This window comes from Mammaliicoccus sp. F-M27, assembly GCF_022387115.1.
Classification (GTDB): domain Bacteria; phylum Bacillota; class Bacilli; order Staphylococcales; family Staphylococcaceae; genus Mammaliicoccus; species Mammaliicoccus vitulinus.
The window spans coordinates 26,223-49,256 of the sequence record NZ_JAJNIE010000009.1; the positions used below are offsets into that span (position 1 = coordinate 26,223).

18 protein-coding genes and 2 pseudogenes are annotated in these 23,034 nt (G+C 32.2%); 14 read left to right on the forward strand and 6 right to left on the reverse strand.

The features are described 5' to 3' along the window. Nucleotides 1-54 precede the first annotated feature (54 nt). Nucleotides 55-1,392 carry a hypothetical protein gene (locus LQ598_RS09575; RefSeq protein ID WP_226908943.1) on the forward strand — a complete coding sequence of 446 codons (1,338 nt, stop codon included), beginning with the start codon at nucleotides 55-57 and terminating at the stop codon, nucleotides 1,390-1,392. 189 nt (nucleotides 1,393-1,581) lie between these two features. Further along, nucleotides 1,582-2,346, forward strand: a complete 765-nt coding sequence (gene fadH / locus LQ598_RS09580) for a 2,4-dienoyl-CoA reductase (protein WP_053464979.1) — start codon at nucleotides 1,582-1,584, stop codon at nucleotides 2,344-2,346. Nucleotides 2,347-2,572: 226 nt separating this feature from the next. Here fadH and nadA read toward each other — a convergent pair whose 3' ends face one another. The 3 genes from nadA to LQ598_RS09595 are packed head-to-tail and all read right to left on the reverse strand — an operon-like array spanning nucleotide 2,573 to nucleotide 6,032. Beyond that, nucleotides 2,573-3,673 (reverse strand): quinolinate synthase NadA, encoded by a 1,101-nt coding sequence (gene nadA / locus LQ598_RS09585; protein WP_239745452.1) that lies wholly within the window; start codon nucleotides 3,671-3,673, stop codon nucleotides 2,573-2,575. After that, nucleotides 3,674-4,507: a carboxylating nicotinate-nucleotide diphosphorylase gene (gene nadC / locus LQ598_RS09590; RefSeq protein ID WP_053464977.1), complete on the reverse strand. Its 834-nt coding sequence runs from the start codon at nucleotides 4,505-4,507 to the stop codon at nucleotides 3,674-3,676. Continuing rightward, the gene (locus LQ598_RS09595) at nucleotides 4,458-6,032 is read right to left on the reverse strand and encodes an L-aspartate oxidase (protein ID WP_239745453.1); all 1,575 of its coding nucleotides are present in this window, start codon (nucleotides 6,030-6,032) and stop codon (nucleotides 4,458-4,460) included. The genes nadC and LQ598_RS09595 overlap by 50 nt, the downstream gene beginning before the upstream one ends. Before the next feature lie 87 nt (nucleotides 6,033-6,119). Between LQ598_RS09595 and LQ598_RS09600 the strand changes: the two genes are divergently transcribed. The 7 genes and pseudogenes from LQ598_RS09600 (at nucleotide 6,120) to LQ598_RS09630 (ending at nucleotide 15,507) form a co-directional block, all read left to right on the forward strand. Continuing rightward, nucleotides 6,120-7,211, forward strand: a complete 1,092-nt coding sequence (locus tag LQ598_RS09600) for a cysteine desulfurase family protein (protein WP_053464975.1) — start codon at nucleotides 6,120-6,122, stop codon at nucleotides 7,209-7,211. 1 nt (nucleotide 7,212) lies between these two features. Further along, nucleotides 7,213-7,731, forward strand: a complete 519-nt coding sequence (locus LQ598_RS09605; RefSeq protein WP_107509765.1) for a transcription repressor NadR — start codon at nucleotides 7,213-7,215, stop codon at nucleotides 7,729-7,731. A gap of 279 nt (nucleotides 7,732-8,010) precedes the next feature. Further along, a complete protein-coding gene (locus LQ598_RS09610; protein ID WP_103323297.1) occupies nucleotides 8,011-10,359 on the forward strand; it encodes an immune inhibitor A domain-containing protein in 2,349 nt (782 codons plus the stop codon). A gap of 644 nt (nucleotides 10,360-11,003) precedes the next feature. Continuing rightward, nucleotides 11,004-11,516: pseudogene (locus tag LQ598_RS09615) on the forward strand (YfiT family bacillithiol transferase). Nucleotides 11,517-11,798: 282 nt separating this feature from the next. Next, nucleotides 11,799-13,108: pseudogene (locus LQ598_RS09620) on the forward strand (CitMHS family transporter). A gap of 120 nt (nucleotides 13,109-13,228) precedes the next feature. Further along, entirely contained in the window at nucleotides 13,229-14,800 is a 1,572-nt protein-coding gene (locus LQ598_RS09625) for a hypothetical protein (RefSeq protein ID WP_107536610.1), read from the forward strand. Between the two features lie 110 nt (nucleotides 14,801-14,910). Beyond that, nucleotides 14,911-15,507: a hypothetical protein gene (locus tag LQ598_RS09630; RefSeq protein ID WP_016912106.1), complete on the forward strand. Its 597-nt coding sequence runs from the start codon at nucleotides 14,911-14,913 to the stop codon at nucleotides 15,505-15,507. Nucleotides 15,508-15,665: 158 nt separating this feature from the next. Here LQ598_RS09630 and LQ598_RS09635 read toward each other — a convergent pair whose 3' ends face one another. Beyond that, a complete protein-coding gene (locus tag LQ598_RS09635; protein ID WP_239745454.1) occupies nucleotides 15,666-15,770 on the reverse strand; it encodes a type I toxin-antitoxin system Fst family toxin in 105 nt (34 codons plus the stop codon). A gap of 153 nt (nucleotides 15,771-15,923) precedes the next feature. Between LQ598_RS09635 and LQ598_RS09640 the strand changes: the two genes are divergently transcribed. Continuing rightward, on the forward strand, nucleotides 15,924-16,691 hold the full coding sequence (locus LQ598_RS09640) for a spr1630 family ClpXP-sensitive toxin (RefSeq protein ID WP_226908907.1): 768 nt from the start codon (nucleotides 15,924-15,926) through the stop codon (nucleotides 16,689-16,691). Nucleotides 16,692-16,708: 17 nt separating this feature from the next. After that, nucleotides 16,709-17,890 (forward strand): spr1629 family repressor/antitoxin, encoded by a 1,182-nt coding sequence (locus tag LQ598_RS09645; RefSeq protein ID WP_103322250.1) that lies wholly within the window; start codon nucleotides 16,709-16,711, stop codon nucleotides 17,888-17,890. 68 nt (nucleotides 17,891-17,958) lie between these two features. Here LQ598_RS09645 and trhO read toward each other — a convergent pair whose 3' ends face one another. Together trhO and LQ598_RS09655 are read right to left on the reverse strand one after the other, a co-directional pair. Then, nucleotides 17,959-18,906: an oxygen-dependent tRNA uridine(34) hydroxylase TrhO gene (trhO, locus tag LQ598_RS09650; protein WP_016912105.1), complete on the reverse strand. Its 948-nt coding sequence runs from the start codon at nucleotides 18,904-18,906 to the stop codon at nucleotides 17,959-17,961. A 244-nt stretch (nucleotides 18,907-19,150) separates the two neighbouring features. Next, on the reverse strand, nucleotides 19,151-19,627 hold the full coding sequence (locus tag LQ598_RS09655; RefSeq protein ID WP_239745456.1) for a MarR family winged helix-turn-helix transcriptional regulator: 477 nt from the start codon (nucleotides 19,625-19,627) through the stop codon (nucleotides 19,151-19,153). A gap of 307 nt (nucleotides 19,628-19,934) precedes the next feature. On the opposite strand from LQ598_RS09655, the gene LQ598_RS09660 reads away from it, so the two are divergent. From LQ598_RS09660 to gtfB, 3 genes are read left to right on the forward strand one after another with little or no spacing between them, the layout of a single operon-like run. Next, nucleotides 19,935-20,111, forward strand: coding sequence for a hypothetical protein (locus tag LQ598_RS09660; RefSeq protein ID WP_239745457.1), 177 nt, complete (start codon nucleotides 19,935-19,937; stop codon nucleotides 20,109-20,111). A gap of 30 nt (nucleotides 20,112-20,141) precedes the next feature. Then, nucleotides 20,142-21,647 (forward strand): accessory Sec system glycosyltransferase GtfA, encoded by a 1,506-nt coding sequence (gene gtfA, locus LQ598_RS09665; RefSeq protein ID WP_239745458.1) that lies wholly within the window; start codon nucleotides 20,142-20,144, stop codon nucleotides 21,645-21,647. Then, nucleotides 21,640-22,959, forward strand: a complete 1,320-nt coding sequence (gene gtfB / locus LQ598_RS09670; RefSeq protein WP_103322249.1) for an accessory Sec system glycosylation chaperone GtfB — start codon at nucleotides 21,640-21,642, stop codon at nucleotides 22,957-22,959. Before gtfA ends, gtfB begins: the two co-directional genes overlap by 8 nt. The last annotated feature ends 75 nt before the right edge of the window (nucleotides 22,960-23,034 follow it).

Sequence of the window (23,034 nt, forward strand, 5' to 3'; positions counted from 1 at the left end):
ATCGAATATAATTTTATTTAGAAAATATATTATAAAATTTAAGGGGTGGTACTTTTGAAGAAGCAGTTTTTGGCTGGGATTGTACTTGTTTCATCATTAACTATTGCGGGATGTAGCTTTAGTATTGGTGGAAATTCTGATGATACGAAATCATCAAATAGCGATAGTAAAAGTGAATCAACGAGTAATAAATCCAATCGTGATTCAAATAATGAGCAATCTGGAGATACTAAAGATAATGGTAATGAAAGTGGTATTAAGGATGAATCTAATATAACTGAACAACAAAGTATTGCGATGGCGATGCTTGAACCTAGCTTAGAGTCTGATATTGTAACGGGTGATGAATTATTATCTGGGAAATATACTAGAACTTCTGGTGCAGGTGAGAAACAAGAACAACAAGTTGATACTTTAGAGCTTTCTGAAAGTCCTGAACTCAATAAGATGAAAAATAAACCAGATGGTATGAAGTTCTATGGTTTGAGTGAATCTAAAGGGAGTTATGCGACGATTATCGGAGTGAATAAAGAAGAGGTTGTTTATATTATGACCCAAAGTACAATTTTTGACTTTAATGAAGTTAAGAATAGTGAAACTTCTAAAACATTAAATATTTCTGATTTGTACAGTAAATATAAAGACAATCGTAAAGTAGCAAATATAGCTAATAAAATAGAGTATGGTGATCCAATGCCATCAAATAATGAAGACACTTCTAATGTAGATACAATTAGTAATGAATATTACGCCAAAGTATGGTTAACAGCTTTACCAAGTTATCGAGATTCTGGAGATAGTGAAATGGATGCAGAACTTGAGCATCAAAATATAGAAGGTGATTTATTAAATCCTTATAACGAAGAAAATACAGTTAAATATCCTAAAGGTGTACAAAGACTAGCAGGTACACCAACAGCTGCTGGACAAGTTGTTTATAAGAACAATGGAGACGGCACAATATCAATTTATGATGTACCATCACATTTTCATGATGAAAGATGGTTGGAAGATGATGACTACTCACAGCGAAAATCTGAAGATATTATAAATAGTCCTAAAGTGGTTAAACTTTATAATGCATCGAATGATGAGATTGAACAAACTGTCGAAATGTTTGATGGATCAAATTCAAATGATGATTCTGATTCAGAAGATAGTTTTGAAAAAGTAACACGCGAAAATGTTATAGATAAAGTTGAATCATATGAAGGGTCAACTTTAGATACAGACACTTATACGTATAAAGAACCTGAAAAAACAGACGATGGTAAATGGGGATTCTCATTTGAAGATAAAGAGGGTAACTTAGCCGGATCATATATTATTGATGATGATGGTGAAGTAACTGAGTACGATGAAGATGGAGATAAAGTAGGATCTGGATATTAAAATAGAACAAAGAACCATCTAGGCTAAATAGCTTGGATGGTTCTTTATATTATAGTGATATAGAGTGACAATAGTCTTATTGATTAGTAACAGCTGTTCAATTGTTCTTTATTCTAACTTATTGTACACTATATGTAAGCGCTTACTAAATTTAGTTATTCAAATATAGTAACATTAAGGAGAATATATATGAAAGATAAAGTGATAATCGTAACAGGTGGCAGTAGTGGAATGGGAAAAGCAATGGCTAAACGATTTGCAGCTGATGGTGCTAAAGTTGTTATAACGGGTCGCTCTCTAGACCGTCTTGAAGAAGCTAAAAAAGAAATGGAACAATATGATGGCCAAGTTCTTTGTATAGATATGGATGTTCGAGATACTGAAAGAGTACAATATACTGTAGATGAAACGATTAAAACATTTGGTAAAATAGATGGACTTGTTAATAATGCAGCAGGAAACTTTTTATGTGCAGCAGAAGATTTATCTATAAATGGTTGGAACTCTGTAATTGATATCGTCTTAAATGGCACATTTTATTGTTCACAAGCAGTAGGTAAAGAATGGATTAAAAGTGGACACAAAGGGCGCATTTTAAATATAGTAGCAACATATTCATGGACTGCAGGAGCAGGTGTGATACATTCAGCAAGTGCTAAGGCAGGTGTACTTGCAATGACGAGAACACTTGCAGTTGAATGGGGAAGTAAATACGGTATAACAGTTAATGCTATTGCACCAGGACCAATAGATAATACAGGTGGCGCTAAAAAGTTATCATTATCAGAAGAAGCAAAACAACAAACATTAGATAGCGTACCATTAGGAAGAATGGGACAACCAGAAGAAATCGCAGGATTAGCTAGATTCTTATTTTCAAAAGAAGCGGAATATATAAATGGAGATTGTATCACGATGGATGGTGGACAATGGTTAAATAGAAACCCATTTTAGATAACAGTGGGAAGCATGGTGAAATTATAAAGTTATAGAGTGGAGTTAGAAATTCTAATAATCAAGAAAAGGCAAACAAGCACGTTAGAAATTCTAACGAGCAAGACTCCTAAAACAAGCACATTAGCGCTATATAAATCATCCACAATAAAAAAGCAAATTAGAGGCAGGGACAAATTAATTGTCTCTGTCTCCATTTTGCTGCACCTCTTAGTCATAGGATTGTTTATACGATACTCAACATGCGTTCTAATGATTGCTTGGCATAATATGCAGTTTCTTTATCTACTTTGATGATGTTCTCTTTATGCCCGTCTTGAATTTTATCTAGACACCACGCTAAATGTGGTAAGTCTATTCTGTTCATTGTGAGACATGAACACATAAGTGGATTGAGTGATTCTATAGTAACATCTGTGTAAGTTGTTTTTAATCGATTAACGAGATTCATCTCTGTCCCGATTACCCAATGTGAGCTTTTTGGTGCGTTTTTTATCATATCTATAATATATTTTGTAGACCCCGCGTAGTCTGCCATTTGTACGATGTCAAATTGACATTCAGGATGGACGATGACATTGACGTTAGGGTCTTTTTTACGTGCTTGTTTTATATGAATTGGATAGAACTTTTCATGAACGGAACAGTGTCCTTTCCACAAAATAATTCTAATATCTTCATCATTTCCGTCAAATTCTAATGTTTTTTGAATAGGATCCCATACGGCCATTTCTTCTAGTTTAATACCTAATTTAAAGGCGGTATTGCGCCCTAAGTGTTGGTCGGGCAGAAACAGTATGCGTTTGTCTTGATCTAGTGCCCATTGAATCACACTATCTGCATTTCCACTTGTGACACATGAACCACCATTTTCGCCGACGAATTTTTTAATAGCTGCTGTTGAATTTACGTAAGTAAGCGGAAGTATGTTATCACCTAATCGATTCGTTAAGACATCATATCCGTGTAACGCTTGATCAATATTTGCCATATCTGCCATAGAGCAACCTGCTGACAAATCGGGTAAATAGATGTTTTGATTGTCGTTCGTAAGGATATCAGCAGTTTCTGCCATAAAATGCACACCATTAAAAACAAAGTATTGAGCTTGAGTATTTTCTTTACAAATTCGTGCTAATTCAAGAGAATCTCCCATTATATCAGCGAATTGTGCTACTTCATCTTTTTGATAATGATGTGTCGGCATAAATAGTCGCTCACCAAGCGCTTCTTTAATGGTTTTAATTTTATTTTCTAGTTGTTCTGTTGTCATATTTAAGTATTTTTCAGGTATAGATTGTGCTTTTTCTATTGTAGGATTGAACATTTAAATAACCACCTTTGCTGAGATATCTAATGCATGTTGATCATAAAATAATGAACCGATAGAAATGTAATCAACACCTGTTTCTGCATATTGAACGACATTGTTTATGTTAATGTTTCCTGAAGCTTCTGTTTGAATATGACTCGGTACTTTAACGATATGTTCTTTAATCCATTCAGGTGTACAATTATCGAACATCATAATATTTACATCTGCTTGAATAGCTTCAGTCAATGTTTGCTCATCTTCTATTTCGATTTCAATTTTATCCATAGGTCCGATATGTCTTTTAGCTTTTGATACTAGATCATCAATTGATTTACTAAAGCTAATATGATTGTCTTTCAACATTAATCCGTCATTTAATGTTCGACGGTGATTGTAACCTCCACCTACATGAACAGCGTGCTTTTCAAACATACCTAATCCAGGCGTCGTCTTTCTCGTATCCACAATTTTAACGTTAGTATGTTGTACTTTTTGAACGATTTGATGGGTAGACGTGGCGATACCTGACATACGTTGAATTAAATTTAAAGTGATGCGTTCCATAGTGAGTAAAGTAGTAACACTTCCTTTAACCACTGCAAGTACTTGTCCTTTTTTAATTGAATCTCCATCTTTAACTGCAATATCAGTTTGAATATCACTTTCGATGATTTTGAAACTTTCTTGAAGAATGATTTCTCCACAAAAAACACCTTCATCTTTACTTAATAGCGTTAATGTTCCATGTTGATTTATATCAAAAATGCTCGACGATAAATCACCATAATGATTATCTTCAAGGTAAAATTGTTTGAGTTTTTCTTGTACGTGCAACTTGTTTAGCATGAAATATATCCTCCATTAAAATTTCTATATCTGTATGTTGTAATGTTTGTTGAACATTTGGGTAATCCGTTCTAAAGTGAACACCTCTTGATTCATTGCGATTTAAGGCTGATAGACAAACCATCTCTAACGTCTTAATGGCAACATATCTATGCCAATCATCTTTCGACCATTGAGTTGTAACTGTAGAGTTTTTTAAACATAGCTGGATGTCATTTAAATATTGCGTCATATCATGACCATTTCGTTCAATACCTAGTACTTCAGAGCTTAGCTGACGTATTCTTTCAACTTCTTGAGTATTCATTTTAGGTATGCTCAAAGATTGTGAATTAGTCATATGAATATCTCTAATGGAAGATTGGTTAATAGCTTGACTACAAAGGTGTCCCATAACAAGTCCTTCTAAAAGTGAGTTGCTTGCTAAACGATTTGCACCATGGAAGTTTGTGTTACTTGCCTCACCAATTACATAAAAATGTTGCTCATCCGTTCTTCCATAAATATCAGTTTCAACGCCACCCATTGTGTAATGTGCACCAGGTGTAACAGGTATAAGATGGTTGTGATATTCATTTGGAAAATGGCTCATGACATTTTGGTATATTGTTGGAAATCGTGTAGAGAAATGCTCGATATGCTCTATGTTAATAAAACATTGATGACCTTCTGTTTGTTGTTGGAAAATGGCTCTACTCGTAACATCTCGAGGTGCTAGACTTCCTAGAGGATGAATATTTTTCATAAATGCCTTTCCAAACTCGTTCACTAAAAAGCTTCCATGACCTCTCACAGCTTCTGAAACGAGACCGTATGTATCGCTTTTAGTCCCTAGTAAAGTTGGATGAAATTGAATCATTTCCATATGTCGTAACGGAAGTTGATGGTGATAAGCAATAATATGACCTGAACTTATCGTTGTTGATGCATTTGAGTTAGTTGGGTAGAGATTACTATAACCACCTGTTGCTAAAATGACATCATGCGCTAAAAATTCTGTCTTATTTCCATGTTTATCGAGAGCAAGAACACCACATATTTCGTTTGAATCGTCTCTTAATAAATCAACAACTTCAGTCTCTTCATAAATCGTTAAGTCTTTTGATGATAACTGCTCGATTAAATATTTTGTGAGGTACGCGCCAGTTTGATCACCGCCTATATGTAGAATACGTGGCTTAGAATGAGCGCCTTCTATTGCAAAGTCTAAATTATGTTTATCGACTAGTTTATCAAAGGTTAAACCTTCTTCTATCATCTGCTGGATAATCTCATGACTATGTTGGATGATCGGTTCAATAACAGTCATATCGCCGAGCTTATTACCGGCTATATAAGTATCTTGTATATGAGAAAGTCCGTCATCATCCTCAAATTTAGAAAAGCAAATACCACCTTGTGCGAGTGAACTGTTATGGGTATTCAATTTATCTTTCGTAATGCAATAAATCTCGGTATGTTCATTAAGTGAGCGAATAGCAGACAATGCAGCAATTCCAGAACCAATAATTATAACTTTTTTCAAGTTTACACCTTACTTTACATATATGTTATCATTTTATATACAATATATTGACACATTAAAAGATAAATAACAAGTGGGGGATTATAAATGATTTATTTAGATAACGCATCAACTACGATGGTTGATAGTGAAGTACTAGATGTTTATCAAGATACACAAAGAGAAGCATATTATAATAGTGAAAGTTTACATATCGGAGGTCTGCATACAAGACAACTGTTGGATGAATGTAAACACTATATTAAGCAACACTTTTCAACAAACAAAGAAGTTATTTTTACGAGAAGTGGTTCACATGCAAATGAAATTGCGATACATAGTTATTTAAAAGGACAAAATGGAGGGACGATACTTGTATCTCCATATGAACATCCTTCAGTACATGCAGCATTGGAAAATTTCAAAACAGAATTCGAAATTTTAGACTTACCTTTAGAGGGTACGGGGGAGATTCATTTAGAAAAAACTAAAGAAATGATGGCAGATGAAGTCCTTCTAATCATAGCTCAACATGTGAATTCAGAGACTGGTTACATATTGCCAGTAGGGGCATTAAGTGAGATCGCAAGACATCATAATGTTCCAATACATGTTGATGGTGTGCAAGCTGTACATAAAATAGAAACTGCCGATGTACAATCATTTAGTTCATATGCATTTTCGGGACATAAGTTTCATGGAACTAAAGGTTCAGGTGGATTATTAATGAATCATGAATATGTGAAGCCATTAAATGAATATTACTTTCATGAAATGTATACACAAAATGGTACAATAGATTCACCAAGTATTATAGCAATGACAAAAGCATTATCTTTATCAAGTAACATACAACATATGAAATCTATGCAGCAATATATGATAAAGAAATCGACAGAGTTAGACTTTACACAAATGGTTTACAGCGAGTGTGCACCACATATAGTTGCATTGTTGTCTCCAAAATATGAAGGACAATATATAATGCAATATCTATCAAATAGAAATATATGTATATCGACAGGAACAGCTTGCGGTCATGGTGCATTGTTAAGTAGAGGTTTACAAGTTAAAATAGACTCAATACCCAAAAAAACATACGATCAATATATACGTTTATCCATTAGTAAATTTACGACAAAAGAAGATATTGATAAATGTTTTGATCACTTAAAAACAATTGTAAGAGGAGATCAGTGAAATGAATAACCCTTTTAAACGAAGAGAACAAATTCTGGAATTACTTGAGACATCAAATAAACCAATTAGTGGGAAGCAACTTAGCCAACAATTTGATGTATCAAGACAAATTATTGTGAAAGATATATCTATACTCAAATCACAAAATCACATGATAACTTCTACTAGCAGAGGTTATGTTATCAATAATGAACCACAAGGAAAAGCATATAAACGCGTAATCGTTTGCCAACATGATAACGAGCAAATGGAAGAAGAACTGCAAATCATTATAGACAATGGCGCAATGATAAATGATGTCGCAATCGATCATCCAGTTTATGGCAGTATAAAAGCAGACCTCATGATTGAAACCCAAGAAGACTTAGATAAATTTATAAGTGAAATGGAGAAATTCGAAGGACAAATGTTAGCACACCTTACAGTTAATCTGCATTTACATACAATCTCAGCACATACAGAAAAAATATTAGACAATGCTGTAAGAGACTTAAAGCAACATCAGTATATAGTAGAATAACGATGTGAGAAATACTTCGTGCGATTCAGGTGGAATCCGGTAAAAACGCACGAAGACTCCAGAGATATCGTGCGATTTACTCATCCCCACCCCCACCTCCTGTTCACAACATTTCTAAACTTAGCACCCCCATATTATTCGGCTTATCGAATTAATAGGGGGTGTATTATTTTGATATACTAAATAATAAAATTTAGAATTTTTTGAATTCTTTCTACTATTTTATGGATAATTGTATATAATATATTTATATTAGATAAATAAGGGGGATTTTATACAGTGCGTTTATTTTTAAAGAAATTATCAATTGCTTCATTGAGTGCTCTAATTGCATTGCCTGCTTTTGCTTCTCAAGCATCTGCAAATAGTGTTGCTCCGAATGAAGATCGTTTGCTTGAAACGTTAGAAAAAGAAGGGGTTATTGAGTCTGCGAATACGCCTGAACAGAAAGATGAAAAGTTAAAGCAATATATGGACGGTAAGGGTGAACAGTATCGTCAGAAATACATACCTAATAAGGGACTTTTTGATAAGAAGTATAACAAGGGAAATAACGGTAAGCGTCTAGGTCAATTGAATAAGAACAAAAAAGAAATGTATAAGAAAGAGAATAATGGTAAACGCGTAGATAAAGTTCAAGAAGAAAAATATAGCGGCAAAGTACGTAAAGATAAAGTGTTAGTGCTTGCTATGGAATTTCCAGACTATCCTAATAGCTCTATCACGAAAGATGAGACGGATATGTATTATGATGAATATCCGATTTCACATTTTCAAGATATGGTGTTTGGAGAAAATGGTTATGAAGGTCCAAATGGTAAGAACTTAATGAGTATGAAACAATATTATCAAAATCAATCTGGCGGCAGTTATGATGTCGATGGTCAAGTACACGGTTGGTACAAAGCTAAACATCCTGCAAGCTACTATGGAGGAAACGTACCAGATGAAAGTGGCAGTGACGGTAAGCCAAAAGAATTGATTCAAGAAGCTTTAGAACAAGCTGCAAATGATTCGAGTATAAACTTAAGTGACTACGATCAATGGGATCGTGACGATATAGATGGTGATGGTGTTTATGATGAGAAAGATGGTATTATTGATCACATTATGATTGTACACTCTGGTCCTGGCGAAGAAGCTGGTGGTGGTAAATTAGGTACAGATGCAATTTGGTCACATAGATGGTCGCTTGATTTCGATGAACAAGGTGAACCATATACAATTCCGGGTACAGATTCAGGTCTTGACCAATTTGATGGTAAATTAGCAGCTATCGATTACACAGTTCAACCTGAAGATGGTGCTGCCGGTGTATTCTCTCATGAATACGGTCATGATTTAGGTTTACCAGATGAATACGACACGGAATATTCAGGAAAAGGTGAACCAGTGTCATTCTGGTCAATTATGTCTTCGGGTAGTTGGGCAGGTGCGATTCCAGGTACTGAACCAACTGGATTTGATCCTTACATGAAAGAAATGCTTCAACAACAACATGGTGGTAACTGGCAAACAGGTAGTGAAATAGATGCATCTGAAATTAATGGCGAAACATCTGAATTAATAGATGAAGCAACAACGAAAGGTACGAACAGTGATGCTATAAAAGTTAAATTACCAGCTAAATCAACGTTGATACAAAAGCCAGCTCAAGGAGAGAAAGCTTATTGGAGTGGCGCAGATGATGATTCTCAACACGCGATGGCAACTTCTTTAGATTTAACGTCAGCTAAGACAAGTGAATTAAACTTCAAAACTTGGTACGACATTGAACAAGGATTTGACTATGCCTACGTTCAAGTGTCTACAGATGACGGTCAAAACTGGGAAAACATAAAAGGCAGTATTACGAATAACGATGATCCACAAGGAAGCGGACAAAACCAAGGTAACGGTATAGATGGTAAGTCTGATGGATATGTAGATGCGAAATTCGATTTATCAAAATACGATGGTAAAAAAGTTAAATTAAGATTTTTATATGTAACGGATAAATATGAAACAAATCCTGGTTGGTTTATCGACCAAATTAAAGTGTCATCAAATGATGGTAAAGCCATTTTAAGTGATGATGCTGAAAGTGATTCTAAATTTGAATTACAAGGATTTGAACAAAGTGATGGTAATAGATATGACGATAACTATTATTTATTACAATGGAGAAACTTCACTGGTCCTGATAAAGGCTTGCAAAATATTAAACGCGGTGGCGGAACGATGTCTTATAACAAAGGTTTAACAGTTTGGTATGTAGACAAGAGTTTCTCAGACAACAATGTGAGCAGCCATCCAGGACAAGGTTTCATTAGTATTGTTGATGCAGATCAAAGTGCATTAAACTGGAAGAAAAAAGGCATGGCAGATGATCCTGCAACAACTCAATTCCAAATTAGAGATGCAGCATTCAGTCTAGATCATCAACCACAAATGAAACTGAAAAATGAAGAAGGTTATGAATTACACGATAATAAAATCAAGAAAAATCCACTATTCGATGATAGCCAAGATTATTCAAATAAAGGTCAACAAGATGCAGGTGTATTATTGCCAAGCAATGGTCTGAAATTTGAAGTCACAGCTAAAAGTAAAGACAATACAGTCGGTAAAGTGAAAATCACAAAATAGTATATGAACAGTAAGCGTCAGCAAATCTTTTAAGATATTGCTGACGCTTTTTTATGGAGAGTAGTCTAAAGGCAGGATTAAAGTATGTGTATTTTTTGTAGGAGAGAAGGTGGCATACATGCGAGTAGGAAAAGTAAGGATGAGTATGCGAGTAGAAAGGGTGAGGTTTGATTATAAGGGATGGCATACGAGCAAGACAGGTAGATCTTGCTAATAAGGGTGGTCATGCGAGCAGAATAGGTGAAACTTGCTAATAAGGGTGGTCATACGAGCAAGACAGGTGAATCTTGCTAATAAGGGTGGTCATGCGAGCAGAATAGGTGAAACTTGCTAATAAGGGTGGTCATGCGAGCAAGACAGGTAGATTTTGCTAATAAGAGTGGTCATGCGAGCAGAATAGGTGAATCTTGCTAATAAGAGGTGGCTTACGAGCAGAATAGGTGAATCTTGCTAATAAGGGTGGTCATACGAGCATAACAGGTGAATCTTGCTAATAAAGCCAGCCATAAAACCAGCCATTTAACCAGCGTTCATATATATATAAATACCAAATTACGTATCTTCACTAATGCTTAACTTTTGCTAAACAGAGAATATGACATATAATGAACGTGAATCTAAAATAACTAAAAAGGGTGATTAAAATGGATGCGAGATTTCCTATCGGAGAGCAAGAATTACCTGAAACAGTAACAATGGATCATATTCAACAGTGGTTAGATGAAATGGGCAATTATGCCTATCGATTAAGAAAAGTAGTGGATGGTCTGGACAGCGCAGATTTGGATAAGACTTACCGCGAAGGTAGCTGGACTGTAAGACAGCTTGTACATCATATAGCAGATTCTCAACTTAATATGTATCAACGATTAAAAATAGCATTAACAGATGATAGAAAACCAACAATAATCAGTTTTGACCAAGATGAATGGGCTAAATTGCCTGATAGTAAATTGCCAATAGAATGTTCACTCAGAATGTTAGAAGGCATGAACGAACGTATAGTAGCAATCGGTCGAGGTTAGACAGAGAAACAATTAAAACGAGCATTTACACATGAAGATAATGGTGAAATTACAGTTGCATCTAAAATAGCAAAATTATCGTGGCACGAAGAACACCACTTAGCACATATAAAATTAGCATTATCGAAATAATTTAAGATATAGAGTCTGAGACATTATACTCAACTCAAAATAAATAAGCATGTCATGTTGCTGATTTTTCTCAGTATTAACGTGATATGCTTATTTTTTTATAGTCTTACAATTTTACTTGTGCATGCTTGTCTTGAGATATGATTCCAGTCGTTTATCTCTCGAAAATTTCGTGTACAATCCTATAAAAATAAAAATATTCTGAAAATTTTACGTAAAGTCTATTGCGAATAATTCAGAAAACGCTTACAATTAAAAAATAGAAATAGAGGGGGTAAAATCATGAATTTGGCAATACTTGGTTTCGTAATGGTTATTATCTTTATGATTCTCATTATGAGTAAAAAGATGTCAGCTTTGGCTGCATTAATTATAGTACCAACAGTTTTTGGGTTAATCGGGGGTTTTTACTCAAATTTAGGTGAATACATGGTGGACGGGCTTTTAACTGTTGCGCCTACTGGTATTATGCTTATATTTGCAATTTTATACTTTGGTGTCATGATTGATGCTGGATTATTTAATCCTGTTATTGAAGCGATTATGAAAGCTGTTAAAGGGGACCCTGTTAAAATTACAATAGGAACTGTAGCTTTAGCATCATTAGTCGCATTAGATGGAGATGGAACAACAACATTTATTATTACAGTTACTGCTATGCTCCCTTTATATAAGAAAATGGGCATGAATTTATACATATTATCAACTTTAGCATTATTATCGATTGGCGTAATGAATATGACACCGTGGGGCGGACCAACAGCTAGAGCAATTTCTTCACTTCAATTAACGACTGAAGAAGTGTTTCTACCTATTATTCCAGTTATGATTGCTGGTATTCTATTTGCTGTGTTCAGCGCATATGTTCTAGGTGTAAAGGAAAGAAAAAGAATCGGCGTAAAAAATCATTTAAGTTTAACTTTAGATGATATGCATAATTCAAATGGCACAGATGAAGACGAAAAGGCATTACTTAGACCTAAAATCGTTATCGTAAATGCACTTTTAACAATCTTATTATTAGTTGCACTCATTACGAATTTCTTACCAATACCTGTTCTATTTATGATAGGTTTTGCATTAGCATTATTAATCAATTATCCAAGTTTGGAAGTTCAGTCGGAATTGATTAAAAGACATGCAGGCAACGTATTAGCAGTTGTTGGTTTAGTATTTGCTTCAGGAATTTTTACAGGTGTCATGAACGGAACTGAAATGGTAGATGAAATGGCAAAAGCATTAGTTAATATTATTCCGGAGTCTATGGGTAATCACTTTGCTTTAATCACAGCGATATTAAGTATGCCTTTCACTTACTTTATGGCGAACGATCCATTTTATTATGGAATCTTGCCAATATTAGCAGAATCAGCACAACAATTCGGCGTTTCAAAAGCAGAGATGGCGAGAGCTTCAATACTTGGACAACCATTACACGTATTGAGTCCATTATATGCAGCAGGTTACTTATTAGTCGGTATGTTAGGAATAGATTATGGTACAAACCAAAAAGTAGTTATGAAATGGGCAGTGGGTTCATCACTGTTTATGATATTTTTGTAGCTGGCATGATTGGCGTTATATCATTTTAGAGTGAATTTGAGAAGAAGGCTTGTCCATAATTTTATGGTCAAGCTTTCTAATATGGTCAAAATTTTAAAATCAGTAATAATATCTTATAATATATTCATTTAATTTAGGGGATGGAATATATGTTATACGGAAAATATTTTGTGAATACTCATAGCAAGACACTTGCTGATGTATTAAAAACTGAAATCACAAAGTTACTAAAGCCAAGTGAAAAGTTGTTTTCTTTTGCTTTTTCAGGTAACAAAAATTCTTATTATATTACATTGCTGAATACGGATTTACACCAGTGGATAACATTTAGAATTAGTGATCATAAGAGAAAGGGAACGCTAAAGTCACTGTATACCGTTTATTATGATCATTATCAAGATGTTGAAAGCATGATGGAAATTATTAAACAATATTTAGAAAAAACATCATGGTGTAACTTTAGTTATAAGCATTATTTCATTTTAAAAGCGATTAAAGATATGCCTAATTATAGAGGGAAACTATTAGTGAAAATTCCTAAAGGAGATTACAAGCATATTAGTCATAAAGTGACGTTTGAACAAGAGGTTAATGAAGGGAAAGTATTGATTGAAACGAAAGATATAGAAGAAAACACAACGAAAATCATGCGCTCTTTATATGTTCAAGATATGATTACTAGTGAATTGTATCGACATACAAGAAAGTCACAAGTATTTGTGCCTACTCTAGGAAATAAGATGCTCGATCATTTTCACTCACTATATTATAAACAGTATGAAGATGACTTTTCAGAAGATATTTTTCGAGATTTTAGAGTACCGGATAGTGTAGAACAAATAGTTGAAGCGGATGATAAAGTTATATTAAAAATAGAAGACATTAAAGCCTTCAATCGATACTATGTATATGGTCTCATAAACAATGAAAACAAAGAACTCATACATATTGGTTATCACCTGGGAAATTTAAATATTCAAGATTTAGAAGACATTCCAATCATAAAAGATTATAAACATAACGAAAGATTACTCATAGATCACGCCCTCATATCTCCAGTCGTGTTTATGACAGATATAAGCGAGCGAGAAGCCCAGATTGCCGTGAAAGCACTCATTAATCAATATCGAATATTTAATCCAGCAAATTTAGGAGACGTCGTATCATATAATCAAATGTACAATTATGCCAATGATTATCAAACAAAAAATCATGAAATCAGCTCGAAAATATACGGTAATCTAAATATGATACAACAACATATTCAAACGCAATATATCGATATAGAAAAATTGAAAAACCCAAATATACTCATCGTGAAACTCGCAATAGACACAACCGGACATAGCGTACCAGGAATGAGAACATACTCAACATCATCTAAAATTCTTAAAAGAGCAGTCGTAAGTGACTTAGAAATCAGTGAACAAGTAGCAAAGAAGACACAATATATAATAGGCATTCATCCACATGATGGAAAAGTCATAGCAGTATTTAAAGTGAAAGAACATAAAAAAAGATATACGAAATTCGAAAACGAATCAGGAACATCTAAATACAGCTTTAACTTCTATGCTTATACAGAAAAAGTAACAAGCATCAATGATATCAAACTCATCAAAACGAATCACACTGTATTAACCAACTATAGATTTGTAGACGAAAACGGGAAAATGACGAAGAGTAAACGAAAAATCGTGTTTATTGAGAGAAATAGATGAAGAATAGAAATTTACCATTTTTTGAAGGGGGTTGTTATATATATATATAAAGATTTATTTCATAGTATAATGTGTATATGTATACAAAAAGAGTATAAGGAGTTGTAAGAATGAGTGAATTTATAGCAGCTTTAGTAGGGGGAATTTTAGCTTTAATAGGTACATTTTCTGCTGTTTGGCTACAGTTTAAAAAACAAGATAAAGATAAAGAACGAGAGTATAATAATGATTTAGTGAGTATGATTGATATACTGACATATAAGTCTTCTAAAGTAAGAAATAACAGACTAGATTTTAAGAATGCTAATTATAGTAAAGAGAATACTATGGAAATTTATTATGATGTAGAACAAGATTTTCGTTCTTTAGATCAACTAATGCAAGAAGTAATAACAATGATGAGTCATCATATTGATGATTCTAATGCATCTATTCAAGAGTTACTAGGATTTTATGAGCCAGTAGAAAGTAGATTTAACAAATTTAGAATAGCATACAAAATATATAACCAAAACTATAACTTAGCCGATTTTGATAAGAATGCCATAGCTTTTTCAAAAAGGAAATTAGACGAAGCTTTAGGTGAATTCGTGAATAACATTAGGGAATTTGCTAAAAATACATATAATCATAAAGTATACGAACCTAGTTTAAATGGTTTAATTCCCAAAAGTGAAGCTATATATAAGAATAAAAATAATTGTTGATAAATAGTCTATGTAGGTTATGAATTGTAAAGATAAGTTAAAAATTTTTATTTACATTTTCTAGGAGATTTTTTATAATATCTGTATAGCACTATTTTCATAGGCAACATCAAACCCCCTTACTACTGTAATTAGTAAGGGGGGTTATTTGATGCTGGTTATTTGTCGCCATTTTTCTTACGTTTATCTAACCAGTATGATAACAACGTAAGTGTCACACCTACAATGATAGGTGAGATAATGTTCCAAAGCACTATCTCCATAGGCACCACCTTGTTTTATATTTTTATAAGCAAGGTGATTTTTTAATTTATATATATTAGAGATTAAGGTATTTCACTTTAAATAATTCTTTGATTTTACAGTTTTTATAATGTATATTTGTATTAATTACATATATTTTAAGAGGTGACTAAATGATTTCTATTAACACTAATTTACTCGATTCGATTGTTAAAGGTATTATTGCAGGTTACAAGGATTATATTGATGTAAGAAAAGAAAAAAAGGAAACAATGCAAATCAGTGATGCTTATGCATTTGTAAAATCTAATCATATTGAAGATCAAGTATATAAACATATCAATCAGTATGTAAATATTAGAAAGCAAAATGCTGGTCCATCATGGAAATTATTAAAGTTTAATACAAATGAAGAGCAAGGCAAAAATAAAATCACTTTTATTTTTAAGAATGAAAAATATTTTGATGATAAAAATGTTACGTTTGGTAAAAATCCATTGAATGATAAAGAGAAGAAAGAGAAAAAATATTTAAAATCTTTAATGGAATTTAATAATGGGCTTGATTTTAAACAAATTCAGTTAAAAAGTCAGGAATCATATCAGTTAGATGCAGACAGTTTACTTTTTAAAGATATAAATAATGAAAATAATCATGAAGGTAATATTTTTGCTATTATCACTTATGGTATTGATGTTATATCTAGACAATTAAATTCTGCAAAGTTATGGATACCTAATCCAAGTGATAATACAGCAGTCATGTATTATGATTTAACAGAAAAATTATTGAATATAATCAAAAGTGAAGAATTGTATATTATTGATGATAAAGATTTAGAAGTTCTAAAATCTGATCATGATTTAGATGATATTATTGTAGACCCAGTGTATGAATTTGGGTTTGGAATTGAAGAAGAAATGGAATTTGATAAGGATTAAAAGAATAGGTGAAATAAATGTTTATTGGGAGCAATCTCGAAAGTATTCGAATGCTTAATGGATTAAGTCGTAAAGAACTTTCGGAAAAAGTTGATGTGAGTGAACAGGCTATATGGCAATATGAAGTTAAGAATATGATGCCTGAAATTAATAAGATTTATGATTTGTCTAAGTTATTTCATGTGAAAACAAGTTATTTTATTAGTGAACAACCTGATGCTTTTAAACAGAATTCAGTTGATAAGCATTCTATAGCATTCAGAGCCAAAAGTTATAAAGTATCTACAAAGTTATTGAATAAACAGCATCATCAAGCTAATTATTTGTCTAATTTCACAAATTATTTACTTTCATATGTTAAGTCACCTGTAATGCCTATTTTTGAGTTAATTAATCAACTTGAAGATTTTATAATGTCAGCAGGGGATATGGATAGAATTAAAATCGTCAAGATGTGTGCAAGTATCAGTAGAGAGAATTTATTAGGAAATAATAGTAATAATCGTTTGTTATTTTATTTAGAAAAATCAGGTATTATGGTTTACGAGAAGGCTATAGATAACGAAGCGGATGCATTTAGTTTTTGGTCTGATTCTGATATACCATATATTGCTTTAGGTAATAATAAAGGCGTTGCTGTGAGAAGGAATTTTGATATCGCGCACGAATTATGTCACTTACTTCTACACAGACATATTGAATTTGATATTTTACCTCAAGATGAATATAAGCAAATTGAAAAAGAAGCAGATATATTTGCAGCTGAGTTTCTTTTACCAGAAGCTGAATTTATTAATGACTTTAATAAACTAACAAAAAAATCCAATCCGGATCATATTAAATTATTAAAAGAAAAATGGTTTGTTTCTATTCAAGCTATAGCGATGAGAGCTTATTATCTTGATTTAATGACTGATGTTCAATATAGATATTTTTGGTCTTCTGTTAATAAAAAAGGGTATAAAAAAAGAGAACCTTTAGATGAAGAAATTAAATTAGCTAAACCTGTAAAAATTAATAGCTTATTAAACTTTTTCTTCAAAGAGCGTGTGATAACACCTGAATATTTATTAGAAGATTTAAAGGTGAGTTCTGAGTTTTTAAGTGAAATGGCAAGCATTGATAGTCGTTTAATCGATAAGTACAAGGAAGTAAATAGGAGCACTAATACGGATGTAATATCAAATTTATTTAAATGAATTTAAAATGATAATAGTTATTTTATCTTTAACGATAACAAAAAAGACGCTCAACTGAGCGTCTTTTTTTATACTAATGCTTTAAAGTTTTCTAAGCGATTTGCTTTTTCTTCTTCACTGATATCATGTGCTTTTACGTAGCGGTTACTTTCATGTTCTGCACATTCGTGTGAACATGCACCTAAATATTTATGTTCGTTTTCTTCATTTACTAAGAATTGACGGTTACATTCTGGGTTACTACAGTTAATGTATCTTTCGCATGGTGTACCATCGAACCATTCTTTACCGACTACAGTTTTTTCTACTTGGTTCACATCTACACTAATACGTTCATCGAATACATACATTTTACCGTCCCAGTATTCACCTTTAGTTTCTGGGTCTTTACCGTATGTTGCAATTCCGCCTTCTAGTTGGCTTACATCTTCAAATCCTTCTTTAAGTAAGAATCCTGAGAATTTTTCACAACGGATACCGCCTGTACAGTAAGTAACAATTTTTTTATCCATAAATTGTTCTTTGTTCTCTTTGATCCAATCTGGTAAATCTCTAAATCTTGTAATGTTTGGACGGATTGCTCCGCGGAAATGACCTAAGTCATATTCGTAGTCATTTCTAGCATCGATTACGATTGTATCATCTTCTAATAATGCTTCTTTAAATTCTTTAGGTGATAAATAATTACCTGTTAACTCTCTTGGGTTTACATCATCTTCTAAATCTAAAGCTACGATTTCAGCTCTTGGACGCACGTGCATTTTTTTGAAAGTATGTTCTTCTGCTTCATCAATTTTAAATGTGATACCTTCAAATCTTTCATCTGCTTTCATTTGTTCCATATATTTGTCTGTGTCAGCTTTCGTACCTGAAAGTGTCCCGTTAATACCTTCCGTTGCTACTAAAATACGGCCTTTAAGCTCTAGGTCTTTACAAAATTCTAAATGTTCTGTTGCAAAAGTTTCAGGGTCAGTAATTGTTGTATATTTATAAAACAATAATACTCTATAATCCATTTTCTAATCTCCTCTAATTCTGTTTATTAATTTATATTAAAAGTCTATTTGATAGTATCTTTGGTGAAGTATGGAACGATATTAATATGAGTGCACATTTTTATCCTCATTATATTGTATCAAAAAAGTTGCATTTTTCAATTGTTTGATTTTGCGAAATAATATGAAATCGTTTTTACTTATCTATTTAACATGAAATCGAGGTGGAAGGGGGATTCATTTTATATGTTGAATGATGTGAAAGTTATAATTGTAATCGACCGTCTTTAATATTTTTCGAAAGATTGGCGAAATGACCGTCCAATTTATTTAAAGTCGTCACAAAGCTTAAAAATTCGTCTTCTGGTAATACACTTAGTAACTGACTAAGGTTCGCAATACAAATTTGGTTAAGCTCATTCACTTTGTTATGGCCAACATTTGTGATGTAGACACGTATTTTCCTATTATCAACAACGTCCATTTTCTTCTCTACATATCCACTCTTAATTTGTTCGTTCAGTAATCTACTTAAATTACCTTTATCCATATCAACGGATCCAGCTAACTCGGCTAAAGTCATTCCTTCATTTTCACTTATAAAATATAATAGGTTACAAAAATTCAATGAATAGCCATTTTCATTAGCAACATGTTCACATAGGAATTTAAAATTACTATTTAATCTTAAAAGCTTAGTTTTAAAATTTTGTAATGCTTCTTTATTCTCTATAGTTTCCATATTAAAATCCCCCATATAATGAATTTTTACACAACATAAATTTTACCAAATCTTTACTAAAAGAAAAAGTCCGAACTTTAAAATAATATAAGAGCCATTAATAGTTTTGTGAAATATAACATCAGATTAAGTTTTTGGTGGATGTGAAAATAATTAAATTTTGTTAAATAGCATTTTGCAAAATAACTATAAATGCTATTTAAATGCATTTCACTAATAAATTACGAATTTTTTTATTAGCTTATTTTTAATATATGTATTTAATAGTGTATAATTATTACAAATGTAAAATAAGAAAGGATAGTATATGGATAATCATAAAGAGCTAGAAGAAATTAACAAACAAATTGAAGAGGAATTGCTTCAATTTAAAGAATCTGAAGAAGAAATTGTTGAGAAGAAACAGTTTTTATCGTTGAAATTTGTAGGTACATTTATGATTGTAAGTTTTATGCTGTTTAGTATTTTTAAAGTTTTTATTTAATAATGTGTAAATGTAGAGAAGGAGCTTTTTATGACAATTTATAATATTAATTATGGTATTGGCTGGGCAAGTAGTGGCGTTGAGTATGCGCAATTATATAGGGCGAAGATGTTAAGAGAGCAAAGTGAACGTGTGAAATTTATATTTTTAGACTTTTTTGCACAAGAAAATATTCAGACTTTAACGAGTCATTTAGGATTTAATGACGATGAAATTATTTGGCTTTACCAATATTTTACTGATATAAAAATTGCACCAACTTCTTATACTGTGAATGATTTAATCGAAACACTGGATATGGATGTCACACATCAAGTAGAAGATAAGAAAAAGGTTAAACTGTTCAATGACGTAGATCAAACTTATATTCTTTGCTATTTAAAGGAACAAGGCAAGCCATTTGTCGATAGAGCTGAATTTGTTTCGAGAGGTAAATTAATTAGGAAAGATTTTTATTCTTATACTAGAGTTTTTTCTGAGTATTATGCGCCTCATGAAAATCAAGCAAAGGTATATATGAGACAATTTTACAATGAAGATGGTTCAATTGCTTATAATGAGTACATTAATAATAATAGTAATTTATATATGTTTAAGGACAAAATTTTATATTCTAAGCAAGAATTTGTAGCTTATTTTATGAATTTACTTCAATTGTCTTCAAACGATATCGTAATTGTTGATCGTTCTAAAGGATTTGCTCAACCTATCATTCAAAATAAAGGTGAATCTAAATTAGGTATCGTGATTCATGCCGAACATTATAGTGAAAATTCGACTACAGAAGAAAATGTTTTATGGAATAGTCATTATGAATATGTATTTTCAAATTCAAATGAAATTGATTTTTATATTGCAGCAACGGATCGACAAAAAGAAGTGTTGAGTGACCAATTTAAGAAATATTATCATACTAATCCAATAATATATACAATTCCTGTTGGTAGCATTGATGAGATTATTAATCCATTAAATAGACGTCCTTATTCAATTATTACAGCTTCGAGATTAGCTGCTGAAAAACACATTGATTGGCTCATTAAAGCAGTTGTAACTGCAAAGCAAACTATTCCGAAGCTCGAATTTGATATTTATGGTGAAGGCGGACAAAGAACTGCTTTACAAAAATTAATCGATGAAAAAGAAGCGAATCCATATATATCACTTTTAGGTCACGTGGATTTGAAAGAAGTATATGCTGAGTATGAATTGTTTTTATCCGGTTCTACTAGTGAAGGATTTGGTTTAACGCTAATGGAGGCAATAGGATCAGGGTTAGGAATGATTGGATTTGAAGTTGATTATGGTAATACAACTTTTATCGTTCATGACGAAAATGGTCATTTAATACCTATAAATATAACCAAACAATCTGAACAACAAATTGTAGAAAATTTAGCTGATGCCATTATACAATTTTTCAATAATGATCATGCAGCTTATCATAAACGTTCTTATGAAATCGCTGAAACTTTTAAAACAGAAAATATAAAACAAAGATGGTTTGTTTTAATTAAAGAGGTGCTACATGATTAATCTTTTTGAATCATTCGACACAAAAACTAAAGTACTTTATAAGACATTTAAAAATGTTGGTATGGACAATGAAACAATCGTGATTGAAGAAGATGGATTTTTACCTTCAAATGTACTAACGCCTTATCAATTTTTTGCGTGTAACAGTAATCATTCATCAGATCCTTTATTTTTCAATCAAGTGATGATTCCAAGATATTGGGAGATTGAAGGTAGCAATAATTCAGCACAAGTTAAACATATGGGGGAAACGAAAGGTAGAATTATTTATAAAAAGAATTTTAGTTTTAGAATAGTTGAAAGAATAGAGTGGTTAAATAAAAATGGAAAGACACAAGTAATCGACTATTATAATAAGAACGGTTTGAAATATGCTCAATTGTTAGTGGATGATAATCAAAGAAGAATTATCAAGCGCTGGTTCAATGATAAAAATCAAGAAATTATAACTGAGAATTTTATAACAAATGATATCATTTTAAAATGGCGTGACAAGGAATATATTTTTCATTCAAAAGTTCAGTTTGTCATCTTTTATTTGAAAGTAGCTAATATTTCCATGGACAGTTTTTTAATAAATTCATTATCTATATCTTGTGCAGTGCTACACGACTTAAAAGTTGAAGGTAATGATTATTTGTTTTGGCAAGAGAAAACAGGAGATACGATACCTGGAAATATGAAGTTGATGTTATCTAAAAAAATGCGAAGTTGTCATATTATAGCGCCAAGTGAACATGAATTTAATCACTTATCTGAGCTAGTAGAAGAAGAACATAAAAATCGAATTTTGAAATCAGGTTATGTATATGATTTTGTAGGTCAGAACCAACAATCCCATAATGTTTTAACATTAACAAACTCTGATCAAATTCCTCATCTAGAAGAGATGGTGAATAGTCTTCCACAATACCAATTTCATATTGTAGCTTTAACAGAGATGTCACAAAAATTGATGAAACTAAATAGTCATGAGAACGTCATGCTATTTCCTAACGCTCCAAAAGATAAAATTCTTTCTTTATATCAAAAATGCGATATATATTTAGATATTAACAAAGGAAATGAAATTTTGGATGCAGTTAAAAGCGCATTTGATTATCAATTGCTCGTGTTAGGATATATAGAAACACTGCATAATGAAAATTATATTGCCACAGAAAATCAATTTTCATTAGAAAAATATGCTGAACTAATAGAAACTTTAAAAGAACTAGATAATAATGAAGCTATGAGAAATAGCAGATTAAGACATCAATTAGCACACGCAGGTTCAATAGATAAAGTAACATTTATAGAAGGATTTAAATAAGCGCTTAGGCATCAATCACTTTCTCAAAATAAATCACCCAATCCGAAATTGTATTAACGGATTGGGTGATTTTTA

What these genes read in the sequence shown, in the direction of transcription:
- fadH (WP_053464979.1), top strand. Translation starts at nt 1,582, where the DNA reads ATGAAAGATAAAGTGATAATCGTAACAGGTGGCAGTAGTGGAATGGGA.
- nadA (WP_239745452.1), bottom strand. Translation starts at nt 3,673, where the DNA reads ATGTTCAATCCTACAATAGAAAAAGCACAATCTATACCTGAAAAATAC.
- nadC (WP_053464977.1), bottom strand. Translation starts at nt 4,507, where the DNA reads ATGCTAAACAAGTTGCACGTACAAGAAAAACTCAAACAATTTTACCTT.
- LQ598_RS09600 (WP_053464975.1), top strand. Translation starts at nt 6,120, where the DNA reads ATGATTTATTTAGATAACGCATCAACTACGATGGTTGATAGTGAAGTA.
- LQ598_RS09605 (WP_107509765.1), top strand. Translation starts at nt 7,213, where the DNA reads ATGAATAACCCTTTTAAACGAAGAGAACAAATTCTGGAATTACTTGAG.
- LQ598_RS09625 (WP_107536610.1), top strand. Translation starts at nt 13,229, where the DNA reads ATGTTATACGGAAAATATTTTGTGAATACTCATAGCAAGACACTTGCT.
- LQ598_RS09630 (WP_016912106.1), top strand. Translation starts at nt 14,911, where the DNA reads ATGAGTGAATTTATAGCAGCTTTAGTAGGGGGAATTTTAGCTTTAATA.
- LQ598_RS09635 (WP_239745454.1), bottom strand. Translation starts at nt 15,770, where the DNA reads ATGGAGATAGTGCTTTGGAACATTATCTCACCTATCATTGTAGGTGTG.
- LQ598_RS09640 (WP_226908907.1), top strand. Translation starts at nt 15,924, where the DNA reads ATGATTTCTATTAACACTAATTTACTCGATTCGATTGTTAAAGGTATT.
- LQ598_RS09645 (WP_103322250.1), top strand. Translation starts at nt 16,709, where the DNA reads ATGTTTATTGGGAGCAATCTCGAAAGTATTCGAATGCTTAATGGATTA.
- trhO (WP_016912105.1), bottom strand. Translation starts at nt 18,906, where the DNA reads ATGGATTATAGAGTATTATTGTTTTATAAATATACAACAATTACTGAC.
- LQ598_RS09655 (WP_239745456.1), bottom strand. Translation starts at nt 19,627, where the DNA reads ATGGAAACTATAGAGAATAAAGAAGCATTACAAAATTTTAAAACTAAG.
- LQ598_RS09660 (WP_239745457.1), top strand. Translation starts at nt 19,935, where the DNA reads ATGGATAATCATAAAGAGCTAGAAGAAATTAACAAACAAATTGAAGAG.
- gtfA (WP_239745458.1), top strand. Translation starts at nt 20,142, where the DNA reads ATGACAATTTATAATATTAATTATGGTATTGGCTGGGCAAGTAGTGGC.
- gtfB (WP_103322249.1), top strand. Translation starts at nt 21,640, where the DNA reads ATGATTAATCTTTTTGAATCATTCGACACAAAAACTAAAGTACTTTAT.